13 protein-coding genes are annotated in these 13,882 nt (G+C 49.3%); 4 read left to right on the top strand and 9 right to left on the bottom strand.

Going from position 1 to position 13,882, the window contains the following annotated elements:
- Nucleotides 1-154: 154 nt before the first annotated feature.
- The gene (locus H6F51_16545) at nt 155-1,213 is read right to left on the bottom strand and encodes a Gfo/Idh/MocA family oxidoreductase (protein MBD1824092.1); all 1,059 of its coding nucleotides are present in this window, start codon (nt 1,211-1,213) and stop codon (nt 155-157) included.
- A 94-nt stretch (nt 1,214-1,307) separates the two neighbouring features.
- Here H6F51_16545 and H6F51_16540 point away from each other — a divergent pair, with 94 nt between their 5' ends.
- Nucleotides 1,308-3,458, top strand: a complete 2,151-nt coding sequence (locus H6F51_16540; protein ID MBD1824091.1) for a response regulator — start codon at nt 1,308-1,310, stop codon at nt 3,456-3,458.
- 86 nt (nt 3,459-3,544) lie between these two features.
- The gene (locus tag H6F51_16535; GenBank protein ID MBD1824090.1) at nt 3,545-4,537 is read left to right on the top strand and encodes a phosphotransferase; all 993 of its coding nucleotides are present in this window, start codon (nt 3,545-3,547) and stop codon (nt 4,535-4,537) included.
- A gap of 81 nt (nt 4,538-4,618) precedes the next feature.
- Here the strand turns inward: H6F51_16535 and H6F51_16530 are convergent, their stop codons facing one another.
- The 7 genes from H6F51_16530 to H6F51_16500 form a co-directional block, all read right to left on the bottom strand.
- Complete coding sequence (locus tag H6F51_16530) at nt 4,619-6,079, bottom strand: phosphoglucosamine mutase (GenBank protein MBD1824089.1); 1,461 nt, start codon at nt 6,077-6,079, stop codon at nt 4,619-4,621.
- Nucleotides 6,080-6,167: 88 nt separating this feature from the next.
- A complete protein-coding gene (locus tag H6F51_16525; GenBank protein MBD1824088.1) occupies nt 6,168-6,467 on the bottom strand; it encodes a hypothetical protein in 300 nt (99 codons plus the stop codon).
- A 25-nt stretch (nt 6,468-6,492) separates the two neighbouring features.
- A complete protein-coding gene (locus H6F51_16520) occupies nt 6,493-7,098 on the bottom strand; it encodes a DUF3177 family protein (GenBank protein ID MBD1824087.1) in 606 nt (201 codons plus the stop codon).
- 57 nt (nt 7,099-7,155) lie between these two features.
- Complete coding sequence (locus H6F51_16515) at nt 7,156-8,889, bottom strand: response regulator (GenBank protein MBD1824086.1); 1,734 nt, start codon at nt 8,887-8,889, stop codon at nt 7,156-7,158.
- Between the two features lie 150 nt (nt 8,890-9,039).
- Entirely contained in the window at nt 9,040-9,840 is an 801-nt protein-coding gene (locus H6F51_16510; GenBank protein MBD1824085.1) for an ABC transporter permease subunit, read from the bottom strand.
- A gap of 57 nt (nt 9,841-9,897) precedes the next feature.
- Complete coding sequence (locus H6F51_16505) at nt 9,898-10,941, bottom strand: DUF5357 family protein (GenBank protein ID MBD1824084.1); 1,044 nt, start codon at nt 10,939-10,941, stop codon at nt 9,898-9,900.
- An 11-nt stretch (nt 10,942-10,952) separates the two neighbouring features.
- Nucleotides 10,953-11,486 (bottom strand): hypothetical protein, encoded by a 534-nt coding sequence (locus H6F51_16500; protein MBD1824083.1) that lies wholly within the window; start codon nt 11,484-11,486, stop codon nt 10,953-10,955.
- Nucleotides 11,487-11,629: 143 nt separating this feature from the next.
- Between H6F51_16500 and H6F51_16495 the strand changes: the two genes are divergently transcribed.
- Nucleotides 11,630-12,502 (top strand): S-methyl-5'-thioadenosine phosphorylase, encoded by an 873-nt coding sequence (locus H6F51_16495; protein MBD1824082.1) that lies wholly within the window; start codon nt 11,630-11,632, stop codon nt 12,500-12,502.
- Here the strand turns inward: H6F51_16495 and H6F51_16490 are convergent.
- A complete protein-coding gene (locus tag H6F51_16490) occupies nt 12,499-12,897 on the bottom strand; it encodes a DUF3110 domain-containing protein (protein ID MBD1824081.1) in 399 nt (132 codons plus the stop codon). The genes H6F51_16495 and H6F51_16490 overlap by 4 nt on opposite strands.
- Nucleotides 12,898-13,048: 151 nt before the next feature.
- Between H6F51_16490 and H6F51_16485 the strand changes: the two genes are divergently transcribed.
- Nucleotides 13,049-13,879: a hypothetical protein gene (locus H6F51_16485; protein MBD1824080.1), complete on the top strand. Its 831-nt coding sequence runs from the start codon at nt 13,049-13,051 to the stop codon at nt 13,877-13,879.
- Nucleotides 13,880-13,882: the final 3 nt, after the last annotated feature.

Here is a 13,882-nt window from a genome sequence, read left to right as displayed (position 1 = left end):
TTATTCTAAGGGATTCAGCACCAGACGCAAGAATGAGAATTATGAAGAAGTTGATGCTCAACGATTTATCCGGTGCATTGAACAACTCTTTGAAGAACAAACGCAAAAAATTTGTAGCGAGATCGCTGCGATCATTGAATTCCAACCTGAGTAATTATTCGATCGCGATCGTTTGTCCCTGTTCTGCCGATCGTTGAGCAGCGATCGCAACTTTCAATGTATATAAGCTCTCTTCGGGTTGAACATATAACGGCGCTCCGTTCAGTAAATGATCTAAAACAGCGCTCGTATCCTTGGTAAACAATCCCCGTCTCGCACCGACCTCGATCGCGCTCACCCCTTCCGAATTCACGAATGCACCTTCATCACCATCAAAGATTAATGCACCACGATCGCCCTGAACTTCTAACTTGCGCTCCGGTGTCCAAAGTGTTTCACCCTTGCCGTACACCACATCTGCAATCACCCCACTCTTAAATTGCAGTTGCGCCTTACAGAGACAACCTGTGTAACGATCGGCGTTCAAATTCCAATAGCGATTCTGACAGCTCACCGATTCAACTTGCCCAAACGCATGAATCAATCGGTGCAGTCGCGATAAGGCACCCACCAATGGAAAACCGAACAGCGATCGCGTGTATGTCCATTTCGGAGGTGCAGGATGTTGCGGCGTTGCGGTCGCATACCGAGCATAAAACGGCGTACCAACTTGAGAAAGCGATCGCAAAAAGGCTTGATGCACTCCGCCCAAAATCTCGATATGTTCGACATGCAGTAAGCGATTTCGAGCATGAGCGAGTTCAATTACTCGCGTTGCAGATTCAAGATCGATCGCCAACGGATATTCGACCACGACATGACGACCGGATTCGAGCGCAGATTCTGCGATCTCACTATGCTCTGAGTTCACGCCGCAGATGATGACTAAATCAACCGCTTGAATCAATTCTTGCCAAGCATTAAACGCTTGGGTTTGGTGCGTATGCCCAAATTCCGCCGTTTTATCAGGTTGATGTCCTGCTACACCAACTAATTTTGCTCGATCGTCTTGATTCACCGCTTCTGCTCTCAGCTTCGCGGCATATCCGGTTCCGACCAGTCCAACTCGAATCACGAAACTATTCCTTGAATGTTCTCCTCTCAGTGTACTGGTAGAGATCCCTCCCTTAGCTAGAGTCCCACGAACAAAAGAACGTTGTAGGTTGAGAAACATCTGTATACAAGCAAAAAATCTCTGATACTAAGATAGAAATTCTAGCGATCGTTTGACCCACTGTTCCCGAACTCACGGTTCTTGTTCAATTCTTATGGCCGACGCTTTGATTCAAGAGACTTCTCCAGAATCCTTACGACCTGAAAACGACGCAGAGCGGATAGAAGCACTGCTGCGATACAACATTCTGGATACACCTGCCGAGGAGGCTTTCGATCGCATCACCAAACTCGCAGCTCGATTGTTCAATGTCCCGATCGCGATTGTTTCTTTAGTAGATGAAAATCGCGCTTGGTTTAAGTCGTGTCAGGGGTTTAATCTTCCAGAAGTTCCGCGCAACGACGCGATCTGCAACGTTGCCGTACTTTATAACGGAATTTTAGTGATTCCCGATACGCGCAAGGACGATCGCTTCGCTTGTAATCCGTTTGCGATGGCAGAACCGGGTTTACGCTTTTATGCAGGCGCACCCCTGATCACCCAAGATGGCTACAACTTAGGAACACTCTGTTTATTAGATAGCCAGCCGCACGATGACTTGGGTGCTGAGCAGCGAGAAACGCTCGTTGATTTAGCCGCGATGGTGATGGATGAGCTAGAGCTAAGACTTGCCGCCCGAAAAATTGCTCAAACCGATGCAGCATTATTGGAAGTAACGCAGGGCGTTTCAGCCGTCACCGGACAAGCGTTTTTTGATGCGTTGGTTCTACACTTAGCTAAGGCTTTATCGGTCGATTATGTCTACATCGGGCGCTTAGCTGAACCCGCGCAACAGACCGTGCAAACGATCGCAGTTTGCGCTCATGGTCAAAATGTCGATAACTTCGACTATCTAATCGATGACACGCCTTGCAAGAAGGCGATCGCAAATCGCAAGCTTTGCTCTTACCCGCGTCGGGTGCAAGCGCTGTTTCCCGATGCGCCACTGCTTGCACCCTTGAACATCGAAGGCTATATCGCTGTGCCTTTCTTTGACTCAAGAGAAAACCCTTTGGGACTATTGGGGATTATGCACAGCAAGCCGCTAGAAAATGTACAGCTTGCAGAGTCGCTATTAACCATTTTTGCGCTGCGAATTGCGACAGAACTCAATCGAATACGAGTGTCAGAAGCTGAACGGGCTGCGAGAGAGCAAGCCGAAGCCGCCAACCGGATGAAAGATGAATTTCTCGCGGTTTTATCGCATGAGCTGAGAACGCCACTCAGTCCCATTTTGGGCTGGACGAAACTCCTACGATCGAGCAAAGTCAGCCTCGAAAGCCAGGATAAAGCCTTGGCAACGATCGAGCGCAATGCGGTACAACTGACCCAATTGATCGAGGATTTGCTGGACATTTCGCGAATTTTGCAAGGTAAGTTAATGCTGGATGTGCGATCGGTAAACTTATCTAGAGTAATGACTACGGCGATCGAAACGATTCGGCTTGCTGCCAATGCGAAAAGGATTCAAATTCAAACGCGCATCGAAGCTTCTGCGATCGTGCTAGGAGATGCGGCACGGTTACAGCAAGTTGTGTGTAATTTGCTCTCGAATTCGGTGAAGTTTACACCGGAAGGGGGTCGGGTTGAAGTGCGCTTAACGCAGTTTGATCGATCGGCGCAAATTCAAGTCATCGACACCGGCAAGGGAATTGATGCTGAGTTTTTACCGTATGTCTTCGATCGGTTTCGTCAGGCTGACAGCGCGACCACGCGCAAGTTCGGGGGGCTAGGCTTGGGTTTAGCGATCGTGCGTCAGATTGTCGAGCTCCATGGTGGCACCATCCGCGCCGAAAGTGGGGGTGAAAATCAAGGTGCCGTCTTTACCGTGACGCTCCCGTTAAGTAACGCGATCGCAGCGTTGCAGTCAAACCTTGACCCGCCAGAGCCTAGACCTTGCCTCGAAGGAATCCGGATCTTAGTCGTGGATGATGAATTGGATTCGCGGGATTTTGTCGCGTATGTGCTTGAATCGGCAGGGGCAAGCGTTCAGCGGGCGGACTGCGCGATCGGAGCGCTGAAGATTCTGGCTCATCATCAGACCGATCTCTTGATCAGCGATGTCGGAATGCCAGAGATGGATGGCTATCAATTGCTCAGAAGCCTCAAGCCAGAACAAAGAGTTCCAGCGATCGCGCTGAGTGCCTTTGCCGGAGAAATGGCTCAACAGCAGGCGATCGCAGCGGGATTTGCGCGACATGTGGCAAAACCTGTCGAACCCGATCATCTCGTCATGGTTGCAGCAGCGTTAATCGCCCGAAATTAACTGCATTTCGTATCAAACTTGACCATTGTGGGTGGAGTTCTAGCGCAGTATGGAGGATAACAAAAGCGCTGCCGCTCCTTGTATCAATGCGATCTCTCACCGCCGATCTGTTTCCTGTCCTGTATTCTACGATCGATCCAAGGGCGATCGTGGCAAGGATTTTATCGTGCTACGACCTTGGAACGGTGAGAAACTGTCAGTTTTGGTGTCGGGGATTGAGCGATGTCTATCTGATCGAAACCGATCGCGCTGCCTATGTCCTAAGAATTTCACACTGGGACTGGCGTTCTCAAGCCGATATCGATTTTGAGTTAGCACTGCTAAATTTTCTACATCAGCGCGGCTTGCCTGTGGCATATCCTTTAAAGACGGAAGCGGGCAAACTGTCGATCGTCATTTCTGCGCCGGAGGGCGATCGCTATGCGGCTCTGTTTACGTATGCGCCCGGAGGTGTCCCGATTGGTGATCTGAGTATTCGGCAAGCCACAAGATTGGGTGAGACGCTGGCAAAAGTACACCAAGCGGGGCTGGAGTTTGACTGTACATTCGATCGTAAGCCCTTGACGCTCGATTATTTGCTCAACGATTCTTGGAGTGAGATTTCGCCTTTTTTGCAGCTTGAGGATCAGGCTTATATCGAAGCGGCGATCGAGCAGATTAAGTTTGCACTGAAAAACTTTCCGCGATCGGCACCTTACTGGGGAATTTGCTGGGGCGATCCGCATAGTGGCAACACGCACTTTAATGAGGCGGATCAGCCGACTCTATTTGATTTTGATCAATGCGGCTTTGGTTGGAGAGCGTTTGAGCTTGGCAAGTTTCGTCAAGTTGCGTTGAGTACGGGCATCAGTCGGCGAGTCAGAGAGGCTTTTCTGCAAGGATACCAATCGGTGTCCCCGCTCAAAGCGTTTGAGCTTGAAGCGATTTCTGCATTTACACAAACTGCCCATATTTGGATGTGGTCGATTTGCTTAACTTATGCACTTCGCCACAATTACAGCCGTTTAGATGAACAGTTTTTTCGCAAACGAGTTGAGCAATTGAAGCAACTCAAATCTCCGGATTGGCAAATGTTTTAATCCCGCTCTCGCAAGCCGTAAGCGATCGAGCATTGACATCACTTACGGCTACGAACTTACGGCTGCGATCGCGCCTATCACCTAGCTCAGATGCTTCTCCACGGTTAAATGCCGCTGCACGGTCGAAACCAGTTGCTCTGTCCAGTAGGTTGCGAGTTCTGCATTTTCAGCTTCGACCATCACCCGAATCACAGGTTCAGTCCCCGATGCGCGTACCAGAACTCGCCCTTGGTTGCCCATTGCCGCCTCAGCCTGCGCGATCGCGTTCTGTACCGCCTGATTCTTATTCCAGTTCATGCGTAAGGCTCGATCTTCAACTCGTACATTCCGCAGCAGTTGCGGATAGGTTTTGAAACTGCGATCGACCAATTGCGAGAGCGAAACGCCTGATTGTACAATCAAATTCGCTAAATGCAGTGCGGTTAATAATCCATCGCCACTGACGCTATGCTGCGGACAAAGAATATGTCCAGATTGCTCGCCGCCCAGAGCCGCACCGCATTTCACCATTTCGGCATGAACATACTGATCGCCCACAGCCGCCCGGATTAAGCGTCCGCCCAACTTTTCCCAGGCACGTTCAAACCCAAGATTTGACATTACGGTTGCGACGATCGTCGCCCCTGGAAGTTGACCCGCTGATAAAAGCTGCTGTCCCCATAAGTAGAGAATGTAATCTCCATCCACCGTGCGGCCTTGAGCATCGACTGCTAACACTCGATCGGCATCGCCATCAAAGGCAAATCCGACATCCGCAGACTGTTCGATCACCGCCGCTTTCAGCAGATTTAAATGAGTAGAACCGCAGTTTACATTAATGCGATCGCCATCTGGAATTTCATGCAGGGCAATCACTTCCGCCCCTAAAGCGCGAAACACTTCGGTTGCCGATCGCGTTGCTGCACCCCACGCTAAATCTAAGACAACGCGCAATCCTGCTAGCGGTTGCTCAGATTCTGTGACTAAAGGCGTTTGAATCGCGTCAATGTAATGATTAATCAACTCTGGACGATGAAAATGCTGTCCCCACTGCTGGGAAATCGTCGCAATTTTGCCTTCACCCCGCAATCCAGCTTCGATTTGCTGCTGAAGTTCTAGCGCCAGCTTCGAGCCATCCGAATTGAAGAATTTAATGCCGTTATCTTCGGGCGGATTGTGGCTGGCAGAGATCATCACACCGCCGATCGCTTCACTGTGATGCGTCAAATGTGCCACCACCGGAGTCGGACACAAACCCAAGTCCCACACCTCAATTCCAGCAGCAGTCAATCCAGCAGAAAGCGCCATTGCTAGCATATTGCTCGAATTGCGCGAATCCTGACCGATGATCACAGGCGCATGATTGCCCGATCCCAACACTTGCCCTGCCCAGTAGCCAACCTGCATGGCGAGCGGCGCAGTTAATAACTCTCCTGCTTTTCCTCGAATACCATCGGTTCCAAACAGTGCAGACTCTGGGAGCGGCAGCGCATCCCAATGATGAATCTGGGGACGAGACGAAAGACGGCTAAGCAACTCAGCCTTGGTTGGCAATGACACCATAAGTTGTTCACATCCTCACACAATTGACGTTATTCGATCGCACCCCTGTCACTCTAACTTCAGCGCTAGTTCTTCTTTAGCCGCTTAGTTAGATTCCCACTGCATCCAGCAATCGCTGAAATGCGTCCCAGCTTAGTCCCTGTTCCACATAGCGCGGCGCGTTTGGGTTATAGGGACTTTCTAGCCGATCGATCGATTGAATCACCGCAGAATCCGGTAAAACCGGGACATCTGGATCAAACGAAGTCGGATTCATTAGCGAACTAGAAAATCCCTTAAATATCGCAACTTGATCCGGCTGACCCTCAATTTCGATCGACAACAACAAGACCTCATTCGGACACTTAATCGTGTATTGCTCTAAACGATGCCCAATGGAATGTTTCATGAACCCCAAAAAAGAACAGGTAAACTTAATTCTCGATCGCCGTCCGCTTGCGCTTGCCTAACCGGAAGAAAACAAAATAGCCGAGATACAGCACGTAAATCACCAGTCCGAGGATGCCAAAAAATCCGAGCACAAACGGTCTGACTCCCCCATGAAAATATTCGCGGAACAGGAAAGGTGGATCAAGCCAAACTCGACAAGCACCATCATTTAGAATCTGTTGACTGGCAAGCGTGGCACAGCGCAAGACGGGAATCTGTCCGATCGCTCCCAAAACGCAGTACAGCGATACTGCCCAACGCCAAGACACAACCGAAAGCTTCAAGGCACTCGGCGGCGAATCGCGGATTTCTTCGTTCAAGTCCACCCAGTACCACAGACCCAGCGGAATTAAGATCCGCGCCAGCCAGCCGGAGACAAAGCCGATCGGCAAAACTCCGATTAACAAATACACGGTGATCGCCAGTAAACTGGAGACGCGCCAGTAGATCAACATCAATTTTTGAATCGCTTCTGAACGCTGGACGACTGCCCAAATCAGCAACACCAGCGGCAAGATGACAGTAAACAAGACTGCCAATCGGTAATCTGTCCAGACGATTGAAGATAACCAGGCGGGGACATCTTGCATAGCTCAAAAAGTAAAACAGGTGTTTAGCTTCATCAGTATATAAAGGAATCCGGAGTTTCAACGTTTTTGACTGTACTTTGCCACGGTTTGTGCCAGTGCGGTGAGATCGATCGGTTTTGTCACATAGTCGGTTGCACCTGCTGCGAGGCATTTTTCGCGATCGCCTTTCATCGCCATTGCGGTTTGCACGACGATGGGGATGGATTGATAGGGAGTCATCGATCGTAGTTGTTGGGTGAGCGTTAAACCATCGACATCAGGAAGGTGAATATCCATCAAAATCAGAGTGGGAACTGATTGTTGCAGCGCTTGCCACATTTCTTCACTGCTTTTTGCCCAAGTGACGGTGTATCCGAGTTTACCGAGGTAGGTAAGAATTAATCGAGCATTAATCGCGTGGTCTTCGACGAGAAGAATAGAGCCGGAGCAGGAAGCAGCCGGGGGAGGCGTACAGGGGCCGTTTGCACGGGGGGCAACGGTATCAGGGACAGTACGGGGAAGCGCGATCGTAAAGCGTGAGCCGCGATTAGGTTCCGATTCGACTCGTATCCAGCCGCCGTGCAGTTCAGCCAGCCGACGAGTGAGCGCCAGCCCCAATCCTGTACCTTCACCCGGCGGTGCATTTCGCAGTTGAATATAGGGACGAAAGAGGATCTGCTGCTGCTCAGAAGAAATCCCGGTTCCGGTGTCCCAGACTGTGAATTCGATCAAGTCTGCGACAGCTTTGACTTCTAGCCCCACAGAGCCGCGATCGGTAAATTTCAGCGCGTTTGAAAGCAGGTTAAACAACATCTGCTTGAGGCGTAGTGGATCAGCGACGATCGCAGTGACTCCGGGCGCAATCGCCAGCTTAAGGAGTAACCCTTTATCACTGGCTTTTTCTTGCACCAGTTTCAGCGCTAGTTTGCAGACTTCACTGACCTCGATCGGTTCTGGCTGCAAGGTGAATTGATTTGCCTCGATTTTAGACAAATCGAGGATGTCGTTGATCAGAGCCAGCAAGTGCTGACCACTGCTGAGAATGATTTTGAGGTATTCCTGATGCCGCAGATTAGAGGGGGTGTAACCTTGCTCTCGCAGCAAGTGCGTAAAGCCAAGGATTGAGCTTAGAGGCGTGCGGATCTCGTGGCTCGTATTCGCCAGAAATTCGCTCTTGAGTTTGCTAATTTGCGTGAGTTCCCGATTGTCGGTTGCCAGCATTTGGCATTTCTGAAGCAGTCCCTGCGTAGTTTTAGCGTGGTGAATGAGCTGAATGGTTTGCGCGATCGCTCGACTGATACATTGATGCCGGAGCTGCATCAGAGCCGTATCGATCGGCAGGGGTGACGTAGGAGAAACAGTGATCAACCATCCGTAAGTGATTGTACGATCGCACAGTTCCCAGGTGCTTTGTCCCTTGAGGGGAGACAAGGACTGTAGATCTAAGAGCGTTAATTCTTGACCTAATTCGATCTCAAAACGAGCCATACAACCGGGGCGATCAGGCGACATCATTGAGGCGGCGAGATGCTGAATTTTAAGTGCGCCAGTTTCAGTCGGAAGGGCGATCGCGACGAGTTCACCGTTTAGGATTTGGGCTAATTCGTCGGCTAGGGTTTGCCAGAGCTTTGCTTCGGTGGGCGCATTGTTCAGGCACTCGAACAGGCGAGCATTCACATCATTGAGAAAGCGTTCGACCCAATACGCAGCCGCAAGAGGATTCGCGATGCAGGAATCCGGCTGCGTAAAGAATTGACGCAAAGCGGCGCTGGTCGATTCCTCCCGACTGGTCTGGTGCAGTTGCAAAGTCATGCAGCTTTCTCGAATCATTTAGACATTACGGAGGTTGAAGTAGAGTCTCTGTGGAATTACTGATCATCCTACCGAGATCTACCTAGCCCTCAGCTTGATAAGACTGTGAGCTTAATCAAAGCCTTAAGAAGTTGCAGGCAAGTATGAAGCTTAGAATTCCCGCCGTGAAAAAATCAGCGACGCGATCGCCAAAGTCAAGGTGATGTAAAGCAGGGCATACAACACGCTTGCGAATAAAGTGGGGGCAGCGGGAATTAAGTTGTAGACTGCTTGATTTTTCAAATCCAACCGCGCTAGATCCGGAAGCACAAGATACAATCCTTGGGTCGCAGTTTCGATCGCAGGATTTTTGGTCAATCTGCCGAATTGCACCAGGTCTTGGCTCAGTTGTCCGATCAGGTAAATGCCAAACGTCAGCATCATCGCCAGCAGAGCGCTAGCAAACACACTAAACAGCAGCGCGATCGCGCTGACTAGAGACAATTGCAGCCATAGAAAAATAGAGGACAAGAGAAGATTTGCCAAAGGAAACGGAGCCTTGAATGCAGATAGAATCGCGATCGCGCTCACGGTCATAGCTGTAATCAACACTGCCAAAACTGCCGATAACCCCAAATGCTTGCCAATGATGAACTCAGCACGGCTCACAGGCTTTGCGATTAGGACAAAAACGGTGCGTTTTTCAATTTCTTTGTTGACTAATCCTGTGCCAATAAAAATTGCCACAATCAATCCGAAAACGGGCATCGCTGCCAGCGCCAAATCAAGCAGAATTTTCGCTTCGGTTGCCGCCGCCACTTCGGGTAAAAGGCGACCCGCTAACAACAAGCCCGCTCCATAAAGCCCAATCAGATAGAGAACACGATCGCGAATCACTTCTCGAAACACATTTGCCGCGATCGCCTGAATTCGCATGACCGTACCGCCCACGGTCTGCACCGCCTGACTCATAGCCAATTCTCCTGCACAAGAAACTCACCTTTCGAATTCCCCATTTTGCCCGAAGAATTACGATCTGGTCGGCTGAATTTGCTTAGGCGGCGTGATCGAACCACATTGCACAGTTCCTACTTCTTGCACGCGAGCCGGAGCCGGAGCTGGCGGAGCCGAGTCATCGAATCTAAACTCTGGTGTGGGTCTTTCTCGCCGTACCGGAGTAATGCGACAAGTGCGCGTTAGTTCAGATCCTGCCTGACGAGAGTTGGGTCTGCGCCAGAGGGCTTGAAGCTTTAAGTCATACGCTGCCGAAGTGACTTCAGCATTGAGCATCCATAAATCTGGCTGTGACGATCGCGGCAGTTGCTCCTTGACCTGCTGCCTCAAGCGCGGCACTTGCTGATCGAGGTTGGTAAGCCAGCGTTCGACCTGTCCCCAGGGTTTGCCTTCGAGTTCAGTGCGGACAGATTGGGCGGCAATGTTAAGCACATCGGCTCCACGAGAGAGCGCCGTATCTCGATCGAAGCGCTGCGGTTGCCAAACAAACCCACTGCGCGAGAAATCTTCGCCTTGCAGCGAGGGATTATTTGCAATCCAATTTTGAATTTGAAAGGAGAACTGAAACCAGCAGCTAATAATGAGATTGGCTAATATCACCAAAATGATGTCTTGACGATGTGCCTTGCTGGGATTGGTGTAAACGGGGCTTTTGGTTTTGGAGTCAGACTTGATGAATTTGGGAGCTGACCAGATAAGCGATGAAATCGGGGGCCAACTGATCCATGAAGTTTGAGTTGGAATCCTTCCACCTTCGATCGTGCCGAACAAATATACACATACGATCGCCCCAACAATCCAAGGACCGATAAAGAAATTATAAAAAGTCAATTTCTTTTTCACAGGCGGTTCGTAGACAAACCACCACACGCTGAGAATTAGGAATATCCAACCAAAAGATGAAATAATCCGTTGAGCGATTTGCGGCGGCGGCGATGTGGTGAGTGCCGCAACAATTACGCTAAAAATGCTTAAGAATAAGAGCGTTTGCCAGGATGCCCATTGCGGCAGCGTGACGCGATCGCGAATTTGCTTAAAGACTTGATTCATCCACAGCATGGCTTCTATCCCTAAAACGCAACGGGCTGTTCAGAAACTGTCCGAATCAGAATAATCAACGCAATCAGCGCAAAACTTGCCGAGTTCGCCAACAGCACAGCTAATGCTCGACTCGGTACTTCTTGAAAGGCTTGACGCTGTGCGGACTTACCTTGAAATTTTGTACGATCGCGCACTTCCATCACGCTGGTCGGTTTGTTCTCTAAAATCAAGTCCAGCCAGTTTAAGCTCTGAAGTTTGACCACAAACGTTCCTAAAAATGTCACAAATGCAATCACGACTAACAAGGAGTAATTACTAATTTCATCTAGAAAAATGTAGTTCATTAGCTGTTGTTGCCAGGGTTGAGGCAGCCAGCGATCGCTCGAAAAAAACACAAGCCAGCCGACGACCGTGGAGAAAAGATTTGCGGTTGAGGCATATTGAATGCTGGATTTTTTGCCAATGCCTAAATAAAATTGCAGCACGATCGCTTCGACTGCGATCGCCAACACAATAAAGAAAAGCTGATATAAAATCGCCCTCAGAGGCAAGACATTCAACATGAGTCAATCTACTTAAATTCACTTCCAGATTGTAAGTGCAGTGGTTCGGGTTTGCAGCAAAAACATACAGAGAAACAAAAGAATCTGTGACACACCGACAAAACACACTAGAATAAGCCCGTATTTTACGTTCTAGTGTGCTTATGTCTGAAGTTAAAATCGGCATCATTGGCGGCAGCGGTCTCTACAAAATGGAAGCGCTCAAAGAGGTAGAAGAACGAACGGTCGACACTCCATTCGGCTCACCGTCTGATGCTTTGATCATTGGCACTTTGGATCAAACTCGTGTCGCTTTTCTGGCGCGTCACGGGCGCAACCATCATTTGATGCCGTCAGAATTGCCGTTTCGCGCCAATATTTACGCAATGAAAAGTTTAGGAGTCGAGTATTTAGTGTCTGCTTCTGCGGTGGGGTCGCTGAAAGCTGAGGCAAAGCCGCTCGATATGGTGATTCCAGATCAGTTTATCGATCGTACCTATCACCGTGTCGGAACTTTTTTCGGCGATGGCGTAGTAGCTCATGTGGCATTCGGTGATCCGGTTTGTCTAGCATTAGCAAAAGTGTTGGGCGATGCGGTTGAGAGTTTAGATCTCGCGAATGTTAATTTGCATCGCGGCGGAACTTACGTCTGTATGGAAGGCCCTGCGTTCTCTACTAAAGCCGAATCGAATTTACATCGCAGTTGGGGCGCGTCGGTGATCGGCATGACCAATCTTCCCGAAGCAAAGTTAGCGCGTGAAGCGGAAATTGCCTACGCGACTTTGGCATTGGTAACGGATTACGACTGCTGGCATCCGGATCACGATAGCGTCACAGTCGAAATGGTGATCGATAATCTCCAGCGTAATGCCGTGAACGCCCAGAAAGTGATCCGCGAGACGGTGCGAAGATTGAACGAAAATCCGCCTGTTTCCGAAGCGCATTCGGCGTTAAAGTACGCCATTTTGACTCCGAAAGATAAGATTCGTGCGGCGGCAAGAGAGAAGCTCGGATTGCTGCTGAACAAATATCTTTAGAGCAACCCTTCTAGTTGGCGACGAATGCGATCGAGATCCCGATTCGACATCTCAGATTCTTCCTGTTGGGCTTTCTCCTCCGGATTCCAATCGGTTTCATCGATGTTCCGTTCCGGGGGCGCGAGCAGCAATCGCTCAAACTCGTTTTGCGGCATGAAATCTTCTGGAATCAGGAATGCCTCGTACCCCGCATCTTGGCAAAATTCCTCAATTTCTTCCTGCTCAATCTTTTCAACGGTTGGAACCGCAAAATCCTGAGCTTCCAGCATCAAGGCGTAGCGCGTGGCATCGTCTTCTTGGGCAAACATCAACACGAGGTTCTGATCGCCCACACTAATTGTATGGATTCCTGGATTATCAGTGTCGGCGTTGAAAAGTAAGACGAATACTTGCATAGATCTAGAGAAATCAATGGGCTAGATTTAAGGGTACTTCACGAAGTTCGCTTAAAGATGAATCTTTTTCGGAAATCTTAGACTTATCCTTGTATCAGTGCAAAAAGATACTAAGGTTTAGACGACAAATTGCTGGAGTGAAACGATACCGATGAAAAGAGCGGATCGGGGAAGCGAGTCTCGTGACAATGAGCGCAAATATCCCCAGTCTCAGAAACAAGAGCCTCTTTCCACTCATGAACTGAGGCAGCAATTATCCACGGTACGAGTACAGCGAGACGAATGGCAGGAGCTTGCTAAAGTAAAAGAGCAAGAAGCTGAAGAAACACATTGCTTGTACCTAGAGGAACAACGGAAGCATCAGACATCACTGACACTGTATCAAGAAGCACAGCAGCAATATCAAGCAACGCTGACGCAGTATGAAGAAGTGCAAGTTCAGGCACGTTCATACCTGATTCAGTACAAGGAAGCTCAAAACCAAGCAAAGTCTTATTTTACACAATATCAAGAGGCTCAAAGTCAAATTCAATCTTACTCAATGCTGTATCAAGAAGCTCAAACTCATTTTGAGTCTTATTTGGCGCTTTACGAATCTGAAAAAACAAAAAATGATCAACTCTCTGTTAAATTCGAGCAGATTCAAGCGGAACGCGATCGCTATCTGACACTCTACAACGAGTCCCAGAATGAGCTTAAGTTTGAACGCCGCTCAAAGGCAGGAATTAAAGGTTGGGAGACGCGACGTAAGCGGGAGAATGAACGCTTGAAACAGGAGATCGGAGAGATGACTGTGTTGCTACGCGACTCCTTAGAGCGCAAAGATGAAGCAATTGATAGTTTGTATGTGGTCGCTGAGCGCATGGATCGCATTCAACGATTAGTCGATTCCGTCGATGAAGATTCAACGACTAACCCTGTGGGCATGATTCAGAAACTACAGCGAATTTGGCAGGCAGTAAAAGAAATTTTGGCAGAGTGAGGC

The organism is Cyanobacteria bacterium FACHB-DQ100, from assembly GCA_014695195.1.
Classification (GTDB): domain Bacteria; phylum Cyanobacteriota; class Cyanobacteriia; order Leptolyngbyales; family Leptolyngbyaceae; genus Leptolyngbya.
This window is presented reverse-complemented; position numbering and strand designations above follow the sequence as displayed.

Bases quoted from the DNA above. Each gene is read 5' to 3' on its own strand.
- H6F51_16520 (MBD1824087.1), bottom strand. From the start codon at position 7,098: ATGCAAGATGTCCCCGCCTGGTTATCTTCAATCGTCTGGACAGATTAC.
- H6F51_16535 (MBD1824090.1), top strand. From the start codon at position 3,545: ATGCGATCTCTCACCGCCGATCTGTTTCCTGTCCTGTATTCTACGATC.
- H6F51_16495 (MBD1824082.1), top strand. From the start codon at position 11,630: ATGTCTGAAGTTAAAATCGGCATCATTGGCGGCAGCGGTCTCTACAAA.
- H6F51_16545 (MBD1824092.1), bottom strand. From the start codon at position 1,213: ATGTTTCTCAACCTACAACGTTCTTTTGTTCGTGGGACTCTAGCTAAG.
- H6F51_16530 (MBD1824089.1), bottom strand. From the start codon at position 6,079: ATGGTGTCATTGCCAACCAAGGCTGAGTTGCTTAGCCGTCTTTCGTCT.
- H6F51_16510 (MBD1824085.1), bottom strand. From the start codon at position 9,840: ATGAGTCAGGCGGTGCAGACCGTGGGCGGTACGGTCATGCGAATTCAG.
- H6F51_16500 (MBD1824083.1), bottom strand. From the start codon at position 11,486: ATGTTGAATGTCTTGCCTCTGAGGGCGATTTTATATCAGCTTTTCTTT.
- H6F51_16490 (MBD1824081.1), bottom strand. From the start codon at position 12,897: ATGCAAGTATTCGTCTTACTTTTCAACGCCGACACTGATAATCCAGGA.
- H6F51_16525 (MBD1824088.1), bottom strand. From the start codon at position 6,467: ATGAAACATTCCATTGGGCATCGTTTAGAGCAATACACGATTAAGTGT.
- H6F51_16540 (MBD1824091.1), top strand. From the start codon at position 1,308: ATGGCCGACGCTTTGATTCAAGAGACTTCTCCAGAATCCTTACGACCT.
- H6F51_16485 (MBD1824080.1), top strand. From the start codon at position 13,049: ATGAAAAGAGCGGATCGGGGAAGCGAGTCTCGTGACAATGAGCGCAAA.
- H6F51_16515 (MBD1824086.1), bottom strand. From the start codon at position 8,889: ATGACTTTGCAACTGCACCAGACCAGTCGGGAGGAATCGACCAGCGCC.
- H6F51_16505 (MBD1824084.1), bottom strand. From the start codon at position 10,941: ATGCTGTGGATGAATCAAGTCTTTAAGCAAATTCGCGATCGCGTCACG.